At 72.6% G+C, this 15078-nt stretch carries 13 protein-coding genes; 5 read left to right on the forward strand and 8 right to left on the reverse strand.

The features are described 5' to 3' along the window. The coding region (locus VMI11_06045; protein ID HTY71971.1) for an acyl-CoA dehydrogenase family protein at positions 1-190 on the forward strand (190 nt) is incomplete at its 5' end. A gap of 37 nt (positions 191-227) precedes the next feature. Beyond that, positions 228-1073: an HNH endonuclease family protein gene (locus VMI11_06050; GenBank protein ID HTY71972.1), complete on the forward strand. Its 846-nt coding sequence runs from the start codon at positions 228-230 to the stop codon at positions 1071-1073. Between the two features lie 23 nt (positions 1074-1096). On the opposite strand, the gene VMI11_06055 is transcribed toward VMI11_06050, so the two are convergent. Beyond that, the gene (locus tag VMI11_06055; GenBank protein HTY71973.1) at positions 1097-2596 is read right to left on the reverse strand and encodes an LCP family protein; all 1500 of its coding nucleotides are present in this window, start codon (positions 2594-2596) and stop codon (positions 1097-1099) included. Between the two features lie 175 nt (positions 2597-2771). Between VMI11_06055 and VMI11_06060 the strand changes: the two genes are divergently transcribed. Then, positions 2772-3740, forward strand: coding sequence for a glycosyltransferase family 2 protein (locus VMI11_06060; GenBank protein ID HTY71974.1), 969 nt, complete (start codon positions 2772-2774; stop codon positions 3738-3740). Positions 3741-3758: 18 nt separating this feature from the next. Here VMI11_06060 and VMI11_06065 read toward each other — a convergent pair whose 3' ends face one another. Genes VMI11_06065 through VMI11_06085 form a run of 5 tightly spaced genes read right to left on the reverse strand, consistent with a single transcriptional unit; the run spans position 3759 to position 9570 of the window. Then, complete coding sequence (locus VMI11_06065; GenBank protein HTY71975.1) at positions 3759-4835, reverse strand: glycosyltransferase family 4 protein; 1077 nt, start codon at positions 4833-4835, stop codon at positions 3759-3761. Beyond that, entirely contained in the window at positions 4835-5632 is a 798-nt protein-coding gene (locus VMI11_06070) for an ABC transporter ATP-binding protein (GenBank protein HTY71976.1), read from the reverse strand. Before VMI11_06070 ends, VMI11_06065 begins: the two co-directional genes overlap by 1 nt. Continuing rightward, positions 5619-6497: an ABC transporter permease gene (locus VMI11_06075; protein ID HTY71977.1), complete on the reverse strand. Its 879-nt coding sequence runs from the start codon at positions 6495-6497 to the stop codon at positions 5619-5621. The genes VMI11_06070 and VMI11_06075 overlap by 14 nt, the downstream gene beginning before the upstream one ends. 5 nt (positions 6498-6502) lie before the next feature. Then, complete coding sequence (locus VMI11_06080; protein ID HTY71978.1) at positions 6503-7756, reverse strand: nucleotide sugar dehydrogenase; 1254 nt, start codon at positions 7754-7756, stop codon at positions 6503-6505. A 47-nt stretch (positions 7757-7803) separates the two neighbouring features. Next, a complete protein-coding gene (locus tag VMI11_06085) occupies positions 7804-9570 on the reverse strand; it encodes a glycosyltransferase family 4 protein (protein HTY71979.1) in 1767 nt (588 codons plus the stop codon). A 47-nt stretch (positions 9571-9617) separates the two neighbouring features. Between VMI11_06085 and wecB the strand changes: the two genes are divergently transcribed. Both wecB and VMI11_06095 read left to right on the forward strand, forming a co-directional pair. Next, on the forward strand, positions 9618-10736 hold the full coding sequence (wecB, locus tag VMI11_06090; GenBank protein ID HTY71980.1) for a UDP-N-acetylglucosamine 2-epimerase (non-hydrolyzing): 1119 nt from the start codon (positions 9618-9620) through the stop codon (positions 10734-10736). Further along, positions 10733-12418 carry a glycosyltransferase gene (locus tag VMI11_06095; protein ID HTY71981.1) on the forward strand — a complete coding sequence of 562 codons (1686 nt, stop codon included), beginning with the start codon at positions 10733-10735 and terminating at the stop codon, positions 12416-12418. The genes wecB and VMI11_06095 overlap by 4 nt, the downstream gene beginning before the upstream one ends. A 55-nt stretch (positions 12419-12473) precedes the next feature. Here VMI11_06095 and VMI11_06100 read toward each other — a convergent pair whose 3' ends face one another. Beyond that, positions 12474-13979: an LCP family protein gene (locus tag VMI11_06100; GenBank protein HTY71982.1), complete on the reverse strand. Its 1506-nt coding sequence runs from the start codon at positions 13977-13979 to the stop codon at positions 12474-12476. 204 nt (positions 13980-14183) lie between these two features. After that, a complete protein-coding gene (locus VMI11_06105) occupies positions 14184-14906 on the reverse strand; it encodes a TIGR03089 family protein (protein HTY71983.1) in 723 nt (240 codons plus the stop codon). Positions 14907-15078: the final 172 nt, after the last annotated feature.

Here is a 15078-nt window from a genome sequence, read left to right on the forward strand (position 1 = left end):
CGCCGCGAAGACCTTCGCCTCGGACACCGCTATGAGGGTGACGACGGATGCGGTGCAGCTCCTCGGTGGGTACGGCTACGTCAAGGACTACCCCGTCGAGCGGATGATGCGCGACGCGAAGATCACCCAGATCTACGAGGGCACCAACCAGATCCTGCGCCTCGTGATGGCCCGCGGCCTCCTGCGCTAGCGCTGATGTCGGCGGACGGTGGCAGGATCCCGAGTCCGTGAGCCGCTTCGCCGGTCTGCTGGGTGTGACCCTGCTCGCCCTGACCGGGTGCACGGTGACGTCCAGCGTCGGGCAGCCCTCGTCGTCGCCAGCGCATGCGCACTCCAGCCGCTCCGCCCCGGTGCGCGTCAGCCGCTCGTCACGCGCCAGCCGCTCGTCGCGGGCCAGCGGCTCGTCACGCGCCAGCCGCTCGTCGCGCCCCGCCGTGGCGCCGGGGGCTGCGTCGGAGGTGGCGAAGGCCCGGGCGATGCTGGCCCGGATCCGGATCGGGTCCCTGTCGTGGGCGACCTACCGGCGCACCGCCGACTTCGGCGAGGCGTGGCTCGACGTCGACGGCGACGGCTGCCGCACGCGCGACGACGTACTGGCCAGGGACCTGACCGTCACCGCGATGCGCAACCGCTGCGTGGTCACGGCCGGCGTCCTGCGCGACCCGTACACGGGAAGACGGATCGAGTTCCACAAGTACGCCGCCGACGAGGTGCAGATCGACCACGTGTTCCCCCTCGCCCTCGCGTGGCGGCTCGGTGCCGCCGGCTGGAGCCGAGGTGAGCGCGTCGCCTTCGCCAACGACCCCGAGGAGCTGCTGGCCGTGGACGGTGCGGCCAACCAGGACAAGGGCGACTCCGGGCCGGACGCCTGGCTGCCGCCGGACCGCGCCTACCGGTGCACCTACGTGATCCGGTTCACGCGCATCGCCTACACCTACGACCTCGAGCTGACCAGATCCATGCGCGACGCGATCGCGCGGCAGCTGGACTCCTGCTCAGGCGTCGTGGGAGACCCGGCCGGCCTGCGGCCCCTGCCGGCCGCGCTCTGGCCCCGTGCCGCCGCTCTCGGCTGACCGGGGCCAGAGCGTGACCCGTGTCAGCTGCAGACGTTGTCGGCGGCGGTACGGGTCTTGATGGTCTGCGCGGGTGTCGCCGACGTGGGCGCCGTGGCCCGGGAGAGCACCGGCCTCGTCACGCCCTTGTAGTCCGAGCCGAGGACGACGAGGACGCTCGCTCCTCGACCGCTGTCCGCGACGAGCTTGGCGCCCGGCAGCGCGGCCTCGACGGTCCTGACCGCCTGGCTGTACCGGGGGTCGTAGTGGATCTCGGTCTGCGTGACGTTGGTGGCCGAGTTGTTGCCCGGTGTCGCCATCGCGAAGCCGACGGCGGCGAGCGCGTTGCTGGCGCTTCGGGCCAGCCCGCTCGTCGTCGTGCCGTTGAGCACCTGCACCTGGATCTGACCCGGCGGCACCGTCGCCTTCGTCCCGGCGGAGCCGACGGTCTTGGGCTTCGCCGGGTTGACCGGCTTGTCCGCCCTGAGGCGGGAGAACAGCAGGTCGGCCTTCGCCGCGTCCCACTTCACCGTCGACCCGAGACCGGGCGCGTCGTAGTTGTTGTTCGCGATCGGGACGGTGACGAACTGAAGGTTCCCCGCGGCGAGGCTGCGCAGCCGGGTGGCGAGGGCCAGCATGTCGGCCTTGCTCAGGTGGTTGTCGACGGTCACCGACGACAGCGCCGCGCCGAGGAACCGGTTGAGCTTCAGGGGGTTCAACAGGATCTGGCGTTGGGTCGCCGCCTTGAACAAAGCGGCGATGAACTGCTGCTGGTGGTCGATGCGCGCGAGGTCCTGGGTGGCGAAGGCGTGCCGGGCGCGTACGTAGGCCATCGCCTCCGTCGAGTCGAGGACGTTCTCGCCCTTCTTGAGGTGCAGGCCGGAGTCCTTGTCGCTGACGGCGGTCGGGCTGCACACGGTCACCGTGCCCACGGCGTCGACCATCTTCACGAAGCCGAGGAAGCTGACCTCGACGTAGTGGTTGATGGTGATACCGGTCGCCAGCTCGATGGTCTTGATGGCCAGCGGGGCCCCGCCGAAGGAGAACGCCGCGTTGAGCTTGTTCTGGGAGGCCGCGTGCCAGTGTCCGCTCGAGTCCTTCCAGCGGGGGATCGTGACCAGTGAGTCACGAGGCAGGCTGACCACGGTCACGCGGTTCCGCGTGGCCGAGATGTGGACCAGCAGCATCGTGTCCGAGCGCTGGCCCGACGCGTTGTCCGCCGTCGCATGCCCGACGTGGAGCTCGTCGATCTGCTTGCGGGTCAGGCCAGCGCGGTTGTCGGAGCCCACGACGAGGAAGTTCTGCGCGACGTCGTTGATCGCGGCGTGCTGCACGGTGACGCCGACGTCCTGATGGTGGATCTTGCCCAGGTAGTGACCGATGCCGACGTAGCCGAGCCCGCTCACCAGCAGGACCATGACCGAGACCACCGCGGCGAGCACCGTCCCCACCCCGACTCCGGGGCGCTTCGGGCCGCCCGGACCGCGGCCGGGTCCGTGCGGGTCGAGCTCCGGAGGCAGCGTGAGCGTGGGGGACTCGCTCATCGGGCTCCTTCGGTCGGGGGCTGGGGCGGCTGAGCATCGCCCGTACGGCGGATCGCGGTCGGACCGTTCCTCCTAGTGTGGACGACCGGCGAGCCTGCGGCGTTGCACGACACCGGCGGGTGTGCAGCAGGTCACACCGGCGAGCGGGGGCGAGGCGCGCCTACCCTTGACGTCGATGAACGCGGACCTGCCCGGCGTCTCGTGCGTGATGCCGGTGCTCAACGAGGCCCGCCACCTCCGGGAGGCGGTGCACGGGGTGCTCGCCCAGGACTACGAGGGTCCCGTCGAGCTGGTGCTCGCGCTCGGCCCGTCGAAGGACGGGACAGACCAGGTTGCCGCCGAGCTGGCCGAGCAGGACCCTCGCGTGCGCTTCGTGCACAACCCGCAGGGGCGCACGCCGGTCGGTCTCAACCTGGCGATCGCCGCCAGCCGCTACGGCATCGTGGTCCGGGTCGACGGCCATGCGGTCCTGCCCAAGGAGTACGTGCGCGTCGCGGTGGAGACCCTGCAGGCCACAGGGGCCGACAACGTCGGCGGGATCATGGCCGCCGAGGGGGTCACCGACTTCGAACGGGCGGTCGCCTGCGCCATGCGCTCCAAGCTCGGTGTCGGCAACGCGCCGTTCCACACCGGTGGCAAGGCCGGTCCCGCGCCGACGGTCTACCTGGGGGTGTTCCGGCGCGAGGCGCTGCAGCGGGTGGGCGGCTACGACGAGGAGTTCACCCGGGCCCAGGACTGGGAGATGAACCATCGCCTTCGCGAGAGCGGCGGCCTGGTGTGGTTCACGCCCGACCTGCAGGTCTCCTACCGGCCTCGCTCCAGCGTCAAGTCGCTGGCTCGTCAGTACCGCGACTACGGCCGCTGGCGTCGTGCGGTGATGCGCCAGCACAGGGACACCGTGTCGCTGCGCTACCTGGCTCCACCACTGGCCCTGCTCGGCTGCGCCGTCGGGCTCGCCCTGGCGCCCCTTCGACCCTGGACCCTGGCTGTCCCCGCGTCCTATGCGGGGCTCGTCGTCGGGGGCGGCCTTGTCGTCTCCCAGGGCGAGCCGGTCCGCGTGCGACTGCGGGTTCCTGTCGCGGTGGCGACGATGCACATGTCGTGGGGCTGGGGCTTCCTCACCAGCCGCGAGCGCACCGGCTGAGCCCCGCGCCGGCCTCGGTCAGGCGAGTGCGGCCAGGAAGCGCGGCGCCTCCTCACGCCAGTCGAGGTGGTCCCGTGCGGCCGCGAGGCCGGCCCGCGACAGGTGCTGGCGCAGGGTGGGGTCGTCGCGCAGACGTCGGACGGCGGTGGCGGCCGCCTCGACGTCGTCGAAGGGGACCACGATCCCGGCGCCCGCCTGCTCGACCAGCGAGCGCGCGACCGGCAACGGGGTGGTGACCACGGGAACGCCCCTGGCCATGTACTCGACGACCTTCGTCGGGAGGGAGTGCCGGTAGTTCGGGAGATCCCGCAGCAGGGACAGCCCCGCGAGCGCCCCCTCGACGCGGGCGAGCGCGACGTCGTTCGGGAGCGGGCCGAGCCAGTCGACGTCGCCGCTCGCCTGGGCCGCCTGCAGCACGGCTCGGGTCTCGGCGTCCCGCGCGGCCCCGATGAGCTCGACGCTGATCGCGTCGGCCTTCAGACGTCGGCCGAGCTCGGCCATCTCAGCGGCACCGCGCTCGAGGGTCAGCGAGCCCACGTAGACCACCCGGTCCGCGCCGGGCGGCGCCGGGTCGGTCACCGGCACGACCGGGAGGTTGCGGACCACCGGGTGCTGGTCGTGGAAGCGCCCGGCGTAGGCCTCCTCGGCGAGCACGAGGCGCACCCGGCGCTCGGCCGTGAGCTCGGCCCAGCGAACGGGGCGCGCCAGTGGCGCGCGCAGCCAGCGGGGCAGCCAGGGCTTGGCGACCAGGGTGGCGGCGGTGTCCTCGTGGACGTCCCACACCCGGACCAGCCCGGGCCGCGGCCGGGGCAGCGCGAGCAGCAGCTCGGGGTCGTGGACGACGATCACGTCGGCGGTGGGCGCGAGGCGGCGCAACGCTCGCCGGGCAGCCAGGAGGGCCCTCACCCGCCGCCGCCCGACGGCTCGTGGTACGTCGACGACCGTGACGGCCTCCGGGACGGAGGCCCGGCCGGTTGCCGACCACGGTGCGACATAGGTGACCGTGTGACCGGCGTCGAGGAGCGCGGCGATCTCACGGTGCAGGATGCGAGCGTCCTGGGGGTCGTGGACGACGGTGGCCACGACGACGTGCATCAGGTCGTCTGCTTCTCGGCGCTCTTGGTGTACAGCTCGGCGACCTCGTGGACGTCCCCGTCGGCGAGGATCTTGCCCTGGTCCATCCAGATCCCTCGGGTGCAGCTCTCGAGGATCGAGGGCAGGGAGTGGCTGACCACGAAGATCGTGCCGGCCTCCTCGCGCAGCCGCTTGATGCGGCCCTCGCTCTTCCTGCGAAACGCCGCGTCACCGGTGGCCAGCGCCTCGTCGACGAGAAGCACCGGTGGCGTGCGCGACGTCGCGATCGCGAAGCGCAGGCGCGCCCCCATGCCGGAGGAGTAGGTGCTGAGCGGGTTGTCGATGAACTCACCGAGCCCGGAGAACTCGACGATCTCGTCGTAGAGGTCGTCGATCTCCTTGTTGCTCAGCCCCATGGCGAGGCCGCCGAGACGGATGTTGCGGGCCCCGGACAGCTCGGGCATCAGGGCTGCGCCGACACCCAACAGCGTCGGCTGCCCGAGGGCGTACACCCGGCCCTGGGTCGGCGGGTGCAGGCCGGCGACGACGCGCAGGAGGGTGGACTTCCCGGAGCCGTTGCGGCCCATCAGCCCGATCGACTCGCCCTGGTAGGCGGTGAAGGTGACACCGCGAACGGCGTGCACCTCCTTCATCCGACCGGGGCCGGACGCGATCAGCCGGCTGCCGCGGGTGGCGGCGCGGGAGCGCTCGGTCTTGACCTTGTAGACGACATGGACGTCGTCGACGATGACCGTCGGCCGGCGCTCCCCGGGCCGGGGCGCGGCCGCGAGACTGGTGGCCGCCTCACGCGTAGCCATAGCGCTCCTCGGCCCGCCAGAAGACGACCGTTCCGATCGCGAGGAACACCGCCGCCCAGACGACCGCCCAGAACAGCACCAGGTTGGAGATCGGGATCGACCCGAGGAACGCGTAGCGCATGATCTGCAGGTACACCGCGCCCGGGTTGTAGTAGGCGAGCACCTGGATGAAGTGCGGGGCGTGCGCGTAGCGCACGTGCACGTTGAAGAAGATGCCCGTGAAGTACATCCACATCCGGAGCACGAACGGCAGCAGGTCGCCGATGTCCCTCCACCGCGAGGTGGCCCACGCGGCCAGCATCGCGGCCCCGGAGCAGAACAGGCCCATGAGGGCCAGGCACGGTGGGGCGAAGACCCACTGCCACCGCACGCCCTCGCCGGTCAGCAGGACCACGACGATGATGACGGGCAGGCTCGAGAAGAACGCGATGGTCTGCCGCAGCACGACCGAGACGGGAAGGATGATCCGCGGGAAGTGCAGGGACCGGACCAGCGCGCGGTTGGCGGTGACCGAGCCTGCCCCACGCCGGATGCTGCGGTTCAGGAACCACCAGCTGAGCATCCCGACGACCAGGAAGCCGAGGAAGTTCTGGCTGTCCCGGTGGGTGCCCAGCAGCAGGCCGAAGGCCAGGTAGTAGACGATGGTCAGCAGGAGCGGGTTGAGCAGCTCCCACAGCGTCCCGAGCCGGTTCTCGGCGGTGGATGCGATGACGCTGGACTTGGCGAGCTCGGTGGCGAAGTGCCGCCGCCCCCAGGCTTCCTTGACGTAGGCCTTCAGCGGGGGGCGCGTGCCGACGGGCTGGAGCCCCCACCGTTCGGCAAGGGCTGCCGGATCCGCGCCGGTGGCGGAGCGCTGGGTCGACATGGTCGTCACAGTCTGGCCACTCCCTCGCCGACAACCTTGCCACGCGTGTCGAACAGGCGCCTGGCGGTCGCGGCAACGAAGTCCAGGTCGTAGGCCGTGTGGTTCTGGAGCAAGACGCTGAGGTCTGCCTTGGCCAGCTCGGTCTCCAGGTCGTCGGCGCGGGTGACGGCCACGCCGTTGACCCGCCATTCCTGGACCAGAGGGTCGTGGAACACCACGTCGGCTCCCTTGGCGAGAAGCTGCGCGGCCACGGGCTTCGCGGGCGACTCCCGCTCGTCGGCGATGTCGGGCTTGTACGTCACCCCGAGCAGTAGCACGCGCGCACCGCGCAGTGCCTTGGACTCCTCGTTGAGCAGGTCCTGCATGCGGCGCACGACGTAGTCGGGCATCCCCGCGTTGATCTCCTGCGCGAGCTCGACGAACCGAAACGGGTAGCCGAGCTTGGCCCGGACGTTGTAGGAGAGATAGTTGGGGTCGATGGGGATGCAGTGGCCACCGACGCCGGGCCCGGGGTAGAACGCCTGGAAGCCGAACGGCTTCGTGCGGGCCGCCTCGATGACGTTCCAGAGGTCGATGTCCAGCTCGTGGCAGAAACGGGCCATCTCGTTGACCAGGGCGATGTTGATGTGCCGGTAGGTGTTCTCCAGCAGCTTGGCGGTCTCGGCCTCACGGGTGCCCTTGGTGGGCACGACCGTGTCGACGAAGCGGCGGTAGAAGGCGACCGCCGCCTCGGTGCACGCGGGCGTCTGGCCACCGACCACCTTGGGGGTGTTCCGCATGCCGTAGACGGGGTTGCCCGGGTCGATGCGCTCGGGGCTGAACGCGAGGTGGAAGTCCCGCCCGGCCACCAGCCCGCTGGCCTCGAGGGCGGGCCGCACCTCCTCGTCGGTGGTGCCCGGGTAGGTCGTCGACTCCAGGACGACGAGCATGCCCCGGTGCAGGTGCGCGGCCAGCGTCCGGACCGCCCCGTGCACCGCGCTGAGGTCGGGCCCGCCATCCTCGGAGAGGGGTGTCGGCACGCAGATCACGGCGACGTCGGCTGAGGCGAGGACGGCCGGGTCGGTCGTGGCGCGGAACCCGCCGGCGAGCATCTCGGCGATGTCGGCGTCGGAGAGGTCGTCGACGTGCGAGTGTCCGGCGTTGAGCCCGTCGACGACGTCGCCGCGGACGTCGTACCCCGCCACCCGCAACCCTCGGCGGGAGGCCTCCTGGGCCAGCGGGAGCCCGACGTAGCCGAGCCCGATGACGACAAGATCCATGAGGGCCTTTCGCTGATCGGTGGCTTGTGGAGCTCCGCGCACGAGCGTCACGAGACCCCGAGCGAGGCGTAGGCGGTCAGGTATCGCCGGACCAGTGCCGACCAGGTGCGCTCCTGCCGGACCGTCGTGCGGGCAGCCCGGCCGAGGCTCTGGCGGCGATCCTCATCGTACACGAGCACACCGAGGGTCTCGGCCCACGACGCCGCGTCCCCGGGGGTCGCGAGGAGCCCCGTCTCGCCCTCGCTGACGATCTCCTCGAGGGCCGGGAGCCGGCTCGCGACCACCGGGCGGCCGGTCGCCATCGCCTCGAGCGGCTTCAGCGGCGTCACCAGCCTGGTGACGCGCGCGTCGATGCGCGGCACGCAGAACACGTCGATCGCGGCGTGGTAGGCGCGGACGGCGGCATGGGGCACCCGACCGGTGAACACCACCCGCTCGCCGAGGCCGAGCTCGACCGCCCGACGCTGCAGGGCGGCCCGCTCGGTGCCGTCGCCGACCACGAGGGCGCGGACCGGTACGCCGGAGTCCGCCAGCAGGCGCACGGCCTCCAGCAGTGTCCCCACCCCCTCGTAGGCCACCAGGTTCGACACGAGCCCGACGAGGACCTCCTCGCGGGAGACGCCCAGTCGCGCGCGCAGCGCGGCCGGGTCCGGCGGCTCGGCCAGGAACGCCTCGTCGACCGCGTTCGGCACGACGAGGACCTTGTCGGCTCCGACGCCTCGCCCGACGATCTCCTCACGCATCACCTGCGCGAGGGTGACCACGAGGTCGGCCCGCAGCATGCAGTCGGTCTCCACCTCGCGCGCCATGCGGTACCGGTCGGTTCCCTCCAGGTGCTCACCGTGGCGCGAGAGCCAGGTCTCCTCGAGGAAGCCCCTGACCTCGTAGACGACCGGGACGCCGAAGCGGTCGCGCAGCTCGAGGGCGACCTGGCCGTTCAGGTGCTTGGTCGCCGCGTGGAGCAGCGCCGGCCGCAGCTCTCGCACGAGCTCGGATGCGGCCGCCGTGTGCGCGCGCAGGTGGACGTCGTCGGGCCACGGGGCCGGACCCCACGGCAGCAGCCGGTGGTAGGGGACCCCCTCCACGACGTCCTGCGCCCGCGCCGTGGGGTGCCCCTGCTCGACAGGGAAACCCAGGCGCGTCGCCACGTGTGCGTCCAGCCCCGCCTCCCGTTGCGCCCTCGCCAGCGCCTGGGTGCGTACGTTGTAGCCGGCGGAGCTCCACGGCAGCGAGTTCGTCACCAGGTGCAGGACGCGGCGCTGGACCGGCGCGTACGTCGGGTCCGGTGACAGCGTCCGGCGGTGGGGTGACAGGACGGCCACCTCGCCGGCGAGCCGGCGGGCCACCCGCCGGTTGCGACGTCCCTGCGACCCTCCGGCGCCGGCGGGCGACCCGGCGAGCTCCACGGCGTCGCGCAGCCGACCCTCCCGCCACGCCACGAGCGCGGCCAGGCGTGGCCGGGCGGGGTCCAGCGCCGGCAGGCCGGCGAGGAGCTGGCCGGCCAGGACCGGTCGGTCCACGGCGACCGCGAAACTGACCAGCCGGCGACGCGTCGCGGGGCTTGCCGTGGCACCCGAGACCAGGGCCATCGCCTCGGAACGGCGGCCGGAATCCCAGAGCAGCACGGCGCGCACCGCGGGCAGCCGGTGCTCGGGCAGGCGTCGGAGCAGCGCGGGTACGGCTCGCGCCTTGACCCGCTCCGGCAGCACCCGCAGACCAAGCAGCGTCGCCGCGATCGGGTCGTCGCGCAGCGACCGCGCGGCGACCGAGCCCGCGAGGGGGAGGTTGCGCGCGAGGCGGACGGACCGCTGCACCCACCCCTCCTCTAGAATCCGGGCGACATCTGAAGCGAGAGGCCAGCATGCCCGACCCCTCGACCCCGACGCGCACCTCGGCCGGACCGGTCGTCCACGTGACCGGGGCCCGACCCAACTTCCCCAAGGCCGCCCCGGTCATCAGTGCCCTCGACAAGCTCGGCGTCGAGCAGCTCCTGGTGCACACCGGTCAGCACTACGACGCCCGGATGTCCGAGGTGTTCTTCCGGCAGCTGGGCCTGCCGGAGCCGGACATCAACCTGGAGGTTGGGTCCGGCACGCATGCCGTCCAGACGGCGGCGATCATGGTCGGCCTTGAGGAGCTGTTCCTCGCTCGGCGCCCCGTCCTGGTCGTCGTCTACGGCGACGTCAACTCCACGGTGGCGGCGGCACTGGTGGCGGCGAAGCTGCTGATCCCGGTCGCACACGTCGAGGCCGGGCTGCGCAGCTTCGACATGACCATGCCCGAGGAGGTCAACCGTCGCCTCACCGACCAGCTCTCCGAGCTGCTCCTGGTCACCAGTGCGGACGCCGTCGGCCACCTCGCGAACGAGGGGCTGGCCGTCGAGCGCATCCACTTCGTCGGCAACCCGATGATCGACACGCTGCTCGCGAACCTCGACCGTTACGACGCCGCGGCGGCGAGGGCCTCGCGCGGACTCGTCGGGCCGTATGCCGTCGCGACGCTGCACCGCCCCTCCAACGTCGACGCCGAGGAGGCGGCCCGCGACCTCGTGGCCGCGCTGCACGGCGTCGCCGACCTCGTGGACCTCGTTCTCCCGCTGCACCCGCGAGGCCGGACCATGCTCGAGAGCGTGGGGCTGCTCGACCACCCCCGGCTGCACGTCGAGGAGCCCCTCGGCTACGTGGAGTTCATGGGTCTCGTGCGTGGCGCGGCGCTGGTGCTCACCGACTCCGGGGGTGTCCAGGAGGAGACGACGGTGCTCGGCGTCCCGTGCCTGACGATGCGACCGAACACCGAGCGGCCGGTGACCATCACGGACGGGACCAACCGACTCGTGCGGCCCGAGAATCTCCTCGAGGCCGCGCGCGAGGTGCTCGCCCGACCGCCGGGGGAGCGGTGGCCGGTGCCCCCGCTGTGGGACGGCCACGCGGGCGAGCGCATCGGCCGGGTCATCGAGCGCTGGCTCGCCGACCGGACGTGACCGCGGACGCCTCGCCCGAGGCGGTGCGCTCGGCGTGGGTCGCGCAACGTCGTCGCTCCGGCCGGCTCGGCCAGCTCCGCCGGGCCGCGGCGCGGGCCCGGGCCGGTGACGTGCGTCAGGCGGTGCCGCGCGCGTTCGCCGCGATCGCCCACCCGGCGCGGCCGGCACCTCGAACCGTCCGGGTGGACGACCTCGTGCTCCCCGTGCTGACCCCCGAGGCGATACCGCCCCGCCGCCGCGACATCGCCGCCACGGTGCTCGACGCTCGCGCGGCCGCCTCGCTGCGCCCCGAGTGGGAACAGCTCGACCTGCTCTCCTCGACGTGGCGCTCGCAGCTGGCCCCTCGGCCCGCGCTCGTGCTCGTCCAGGCCTCCGCCGCCTCGCTCTGGCCCCCGGAGGAGCTGGCCGGCCTTCGCGCGTGGTGCAGTCGCGACGCCATCCCGTTCCTGCTGTGGGCGGACGAGGCGGTGCCCGAGTCCCTGGCCGCCGACCAGGTCGTCGTCCTGGGGCCGTGGGCCCAGCCCAGGCTGCACCGGCCCGTCCTGTGGGGGCCCGGCCGCGTCTACGCCCTCGCCACCGATGACCCGCCGCCGCGCGAGCTCGCCCCGCTGCTGGCGGGCGCGGCGGGCTTGGCGCCGGTGCACCTCGTGCCGGACCGGCACCGCCTTGACGCGCAGGCCAGCGTCGCGGTCCACCTGCACGCCGGGGCGCCGCAGCGACTCGTCGAGCTGGCCGCTGCCGCCACCCCTGTGCTCACGGTGGCCGAGGCGGACGCGGAGCGGATCCTGGGTCGCGATCTGGCCCAGGTCGCGACCACCCCCGAGCAGGCCCACGAGGTGCTGGCCGACCTGCTCTCGGACGCCGACGCGCGCGACCGGCTCGGCCACCGGCTGCACCGCCGGGTCCTCGACACCCACACCGCCGGCCACCGCGTCGAGGAGCTGCTCGAGGCCGCCGGCATCGCGAGCGCCGCGTCGACGCCCGGGGTGAGCGTGCTGCTCGCGACCAACCGGCCAGGGCAGATCGACCACGCCCTGGCGCAGGTGGCCGGCCAGACCTGGCCCAGCCTGCAGCTCGTCGTCGCCCTGCACGGTCCGATCGCCGACCCGGAGCAGGTGGCGGCGCGCGCGCGGGCCGCTGGCGTGGACGACGTGGTGGTGGTGGTCGGGGATGCGACATGTTCGCTGGGTGCCGTCCTCGACCTCGCCCTGGACGCGGCGGACGGCGACGTGGTGGCCAAGGTCGACGACGACAACCTCTACGCCCCGGCCTACCTCACCGACCTCGTGCGCGCCCTGGACTGGTCGGATGCGCACGTCGTGGGCAAGTGGGCCCATCACGTCTGGGTGGAGGGCGAGCGCCGGCTGCTGCTGCGCTTCGCCGGGTCCGAGCACCGGTTCACCGACAAGGTGCAGGGCGGCACCCTGCTCGTCCGCGGGGACGTCGCTCGCAGGCTGCGCTTCGACGACCTGCCCCGTGGCGTGGACACGGCGTTCCTGCGCCGCTGTGACGAGCTGGGCCTTCGGGTGTACTCCGCCGACCGCTGGAACTTCGTGTCGGTCCGCCGTGCCGACCCGAGCGACCACACGTGGCCGGCCACTGCGGAGCAGCTGCAGGCGGGCGACACCGTCGTCGTCGCCTCCGGTGCCGACCTCGACCCGCTGGCCGTCGTCAGCGTGTGACCCCAACCAGGCGCGCTGTCGACCGGGCGCAGCCAGCGACCTGGCGCCGCTGTGGCTAGGAGCAGATGTTCTGGCTGGCGGAGCGACCGCCGAAGCTCGACGTCGGGGAGGGGCTCGCCGAGCTCGTCGGGACGGTGATGGTCACCTTCGAGGCGCCCGTGAAGTCCGGGCCGACCACCAGCTCGACGACCTGCCCCAGGCCGCTGACCTCCTCGGTCGTGGCCCCGGTGGCCGCGGCGAGGGTGCGGGCCGACTCATCGCGCGGGGCCGACCAGCGCACCACTGTCGCGCTCACGTGCTTGGTGTCGCCGACACCGACCACGTTGTAGCCGAGTGCCTTGAGCTCGGCCGCCGCCTTGGCTGCCGCCCCAGCGGTGCCGACGCCGTTGAGGACGCGCACGCTGATCGTCGACGGGGCGGCGACCAGCGGAGAGGCGGTGGGCGACGCCGTCGGAGACGGCGTCGCACTCGAGGCGGCCTTGGCCGCGGCCGCCGTCCCCGGCAGCGGCTCGTCGTTGGCGAGCAGGTCCCAGAGCGTCTGGGCGCTGGACGCCCACTGCAGCCGGTTGTGGTCCGGCGGGTAGGGCACGGTCGGGACCGTGACGAACTGGATCCGGCTCAGCCCGATGGTGCGGACCTGCTCGCCCAGGGAGGCCAGCTTCGACGGGCTGCCCAGTCCCTTGTCGGTGGTGAGCGACTTGGTGGCCGCGTTGAGGAACTCATAGAGCCGAGTCGGCTGGAAGAGCATCTTCGTGCTGGTCACCTGCTGGATCAGGGCGGAGAGGAAGGTCTGCTGGCGCGAGATGCGCTCGAGGTCGCTGCCGTCCCCGATGTGACGGACACGCACGTATCCCAGGGCCTGCAGGCCGTCGAGCTTCTGCTTGCCGGCGGGCAGGTCCAGGTGGATGTTCGGCACGTTGATGGCCTGCGGCAGGCACACGTTGACCCCGCCCAGGGCGGTGACCATGCTGCGGAAGCCCTCGAAGTCCACGACGAGGAAGTGGTCCAGCCGCAGGTGGGTCAGCTGCTCGACGGTGTCCCGCGCGCAGACCGGCCCGCCGATCGTGTACGCCTCGTTGAACATCCCGAGGTGCGCCGGGATGACCGCTCCGTTCGAGCCCTTGCAGTTGGGGATCTGCACCATGGAGTCGCGCGGGATGCTGACACCGACGGCCCACTTCCGGTTCGCCGACAGGTGCAGCACGATCGTGGTGTCCGATCGGCCGGCTCCCTGCTCGCCGCCGATGAAGCCGTTGGTGCCGTTCCTCGTGTCCGAGCCGAGGATCAGGACGTTCAGCGCCGTGTGCTTGACGTGCCGGTCCGCCGACGGGGTGGGGGAGGCCGACGGCCGGACCACGCCGGGCGCCGACTGGTCCGAGATCGTGGTGATGTTGCCCTTGAGGTGGTAGTACGCGTACGCCGCGCCGCCGGAGACGAGCAGGATGAGCACCACCAAGACGGCGAGGCCGGTGCGCACGACGGTGCGTCGCCGACGGTGCGCCGGCGGAGGCGAGGTCGTGGGGGTCGGGAGGTCGGGCGTCCCCTGGCTCTCCTCGGACACGCCTCGGCAGGTCCTCTCATCGGTCGGGGCGCGCGGCGGGCCCCAAGGGCCTGCGGTGGCACAGTCTAGGTCGTCTCAAGGAGAGACGATCGAGCGGCCACAATAGTTGCCTTCGACCCTTACAGATCTCTGTGAGCGGCCCGGTCCGGGGAACTCTCGGTCCCCCGAGCGCTCCTCAGGTCGGCATCAGCCCGACCCATCGCATCAGTTCGGGGCCCAGACGACCGTCGCGCGTTCCTCGGCCGCCAGCTCGGCGAGCCGGCCCGGGTCCGCGGTCCCGGTGACGAGCACGGTGGAGCCGTCGTCGAGCAGCGGCACGAGGGTGATCGCCAGCAGCCCGCGCGTGCGGTGCGCGGGGTGCGCACTGAGCAGGACGGGACGGGCGCCGAGGGCCGCGGTCCAGGTCCGGGCGGCGGCCACCAGGGCGTTCTCGCGCTGGCGCGCCTCCGGGTCGGCGGAGGGTGCGGCCGGCGGGGGGAGCTCGTCCGGCCCCTCGCGCAACGCGGGCGCGAGGTCCGCGAGCGGCCAGGACGGCTCGTCGTCGAAGGGCAGGCCGAGGGGGTGCAGCCGGCTGATGTAGGTCTGCTCGGCCAAGCCCGACGCCCCCGCGTCGGGGCCGACGACGGCGACCGAGGTGGCCGGGGCCGGCTGGTCCGAGACCACCACCTCGTGACCGGCGTGCCACGCACCGAGGGCCAGGGCCCCGACGAGCCAGTGCGTGGGCACGCCGAGCCGGACGCCGCCGCCCGGCTTCGCCGAGGAGAACAGCGACGACGCCTTCGCGACGGTGTTGGCCAGGCTGATGGCCGACAGCTCCACCCGGCTGCCCAGGGCCTCGTCCCGGTGCACGAGGACCGGCCGCGCCGCGCTGCCGGCGACCCGCCCGACGAGCAGGTCGTGCACGAGCTCAGCCAGCGAGTCGGCCACGACGCCACCATGACAGATCTCGCTGCGGTCTGGACACCCTCGCGGGGACGGGGCCCGATTCGTCCGGATCGTCCCGATCCACCTTCCGCGGGCGGCTTAGGCGCGACTAGGGTCCGGCCGATACCCCTCCTGGGTCCGTGACCACGTCGGGTGAGTGTGGCCGGCCCTGACC

Source organism: Actinomycetes bacterium, from assembly GCA_035506535.1.
Classification (GTDB): Bacteria; Actinomycetota; Actinomycetes; order DATJPE01; family DATJPE01; genus DATJPE01.

What these genes read in the sequence shown, in the direction of transcription:
- VMI11_06065 (HTY71975.1), bottom strand. Translation starts at nt 4,835, where the DNA reads ATGCACGTCGTCGTGGCCACCGTCGTCCACGACCCCCAGGACGCTCGC.
- VMI11_06055 (HTY71973.1), bottom strand. Translation starts at nt 2,596, where the DNA reads ATGAGCGAGTCCCCCACGCTCACGCTGCCTCCGGAGCTCGACCCGCAC.
- VMI11_06080 (HTY71978.1), bottom strand. Translation starts at nt 7,756, where the DNA reads ATGGATCTTGTCGTCATCGGGCTCGGCTACGTCGGGCTCCCGCTGGCC.
- VMI11_06070 (HTY71976.1), bottom strand. Translation starts at nt 5,632, where the DNA reads ATGGCTACGCGTGAGGCGGCCACCAGTCTCGCGGCCGCGCCCCGGCCC.
- wecB (HTY71980.1), top strand. Translation starts at nt 9,618, where the DNA reads ATGCCCGACCCCTCGACCCCGACGCGCACCTCGGCCGGACCGGTCGTC.
- VMI11_06075 (HTY71977.1), bottom strand. Translation starts at nt 6,497, where the DNA reads ATGTCGACCCAGCGCTCCGCCACCGGCGCGGATCCGGCAGCCCTTGCC.
- VMI11_06060 (HTY71974.1), top strand. Translation starts at nt 2,772, where the DNA reads ATGAACGCGGACCTGCCCGGCGTCTCGTGCGTGATGCCGGTGCTCAAC.